Consider the following 1,643-nt stretch of genomic DNA (forward strand, 5'->3'; position numbering starts at 1 on the left):
GATTTAAGCGAGGTCGTTTCCTCCTCCAGGATATCAGGATCCTCAGAGGTGCGGGCTGCCTCATCGTCGGACTTGAGCAACAGCCACTGCTCGTTCTTGTCGCCGGGCTTGCCGCGGGTTCGCACAAGGTGCCACCTGCCCTTGAGGCGCTCGCCTTCGAGAGTGAACGTCAAACGTCCCCGGGCATAGTCCGCGTGCGGGTCGCCCTCGGGGATCCAGCGGCCCTGATCCCACACGATCATGGTCCCACCGCCATACTGGCCGATCGGGATGACGCCCTCGAAATCAATGTACTTCAGGGGATGGTCCTCTGTATGGACCGAGAGGCGCTTCTCGCCCGGGACCAGACTCGGTCCCCTTGTGACTGCCCAACTCTTGAGGACCCCATCGAGCTCCAGCCGCAGGTCATAGTGCAGACGGCGAGCGTCATGTTTCTGGACGACGAAACGGTCACCCTGAGACTTGCCCCGTTTCGCCTTGGGTTCGCTCGTGATGGAGAAGTCCCGTTTGGCCCGGTAGGTGGCGAGTGAACCAGCAGTCGTTTTCGTGGCGGTTCGGCTCCGCGACGGGGCCTTCCTGGCTTTCAGACGGGCTGATGCCGCGACCATAACACACTCCTACGCAACACAACTCGTGGGGATCAGCCGGCCTTGCGCGCCTTCGCTTTCGGCGCGGGCTTCTTTGCCGATTTCGATTTCGCTGCAGGTTTCTTCGCCGGAGCAGCCTTCTTGCCCGTAGATCCTGCCTTCTCGGCTGAGACACTGCGCTTGAGTGCATCCATCAGATTGACGACATTGGACGGTTTCTCGGACGGCTCTTCTTTCAGCGGCTTGCCGGCCTGCTTCGACTTCAGCAATTCAGCGACGGCTTCCTCATAACGATCATCGAATTGTTTCGGATCAAAGTGGGCTGCCTTGCTGTCGATGATGTGGGCGGCGAGATCCTTCATCTCCTTGGGATACTTGACCTCACTGATCTCGTCGAAGACCTTGTCCTCGTCGCGAACTTCGTCGGCCGCGTGCAGTGTGGTTCCGACAAGCCCCTCGTCCAGAGGCTCCAGCAGGATCATGCGCTCGCGCCGCGCCAGCACAATCCGGGCAATGCCAGCCATGCCCTTGTCGCGGATCGCATCACGGATAACGCAGAATGCCTCGTTGGAGACCTTGTCGGTCGGGGCGACGTAGTACGTGGTATCGAGGAAGCGCTCATCGACCTCCTCGCGCGGCACAAAGCTCTCGATGTCGATGGTATGGGTGCTTTCCACCTTCAGGGCATCGAGCTCCTCGTCCTCGACCTGAATGTAACTGCCCTTGCCGACCGCGAAGCCTTTGACCTGGTCTTCGCTCTCGACGACTTCCTCGGTCTCGCTGTCGATAAACTGGCGCTTCACGCGGTTGCCGGTTTTGCGGTTGAGGGTGTTGAACCGGATCTTCCCACCCGACGATGTGGAGGGATACAGGCCGACCGCACAGGACACGAGAGAGAGCCTGATGTGACCTTTCCAGACCGTCCGTTCAGCCATGGGTAGAACTCCCAGCAATACGCTACTGTGTGACGGGTCTGGCAACCTTGACCGGTACCCTCACGAGTCAGCAACGTCGCCCTGAAATGACTCGTTCCGAGTTCTCCACAGGACTCTCTGG

Annotated in this window: 2 protein-coding genes; both read right to left on the reverse strand. The window is 60.0% G+C overall.

Annotation, left to right across the window (positions count from 1 at the left end; genetic code table 11):
- On the reverse strand, nt 1-608 hold a 608-nt coding region (locus ACYVOK_RS34365; protein ID WP_460666783.1), incomplete at its 3' end, for a DNA polymerase ligase N-terminal domain-containing protein.
- 32 nt (nt 609-640) lie between these two features.
- Nucleotides 641-1,522 carry a non-homologous end joining protein Ku gene (ku, locus tag ACYVOK_RS34370; protein WP_460666784.1) on the reverse strand — a complete coding sequence of 294 codons (882 nt, stop codon included), beginning with the start codon at nt 1,520-1,522 and terminating at the stop codon, nt 641-643.
- Nucleotides 1,523-1,643: the final 121 nt, after the last annotated feature.

Source organism: Kribbella swartbergensis, assembly GCF_054784135.1.

Excerpts from the sequence above, each read along its gene's own strand:
- ku (WP_460666784.1), bottom strand. The coding sequence starts at position 1,522 with ATGGCTGAACGGACGGTCTGGAAAGGTCACATCAGGCTCTCTCTCGTG.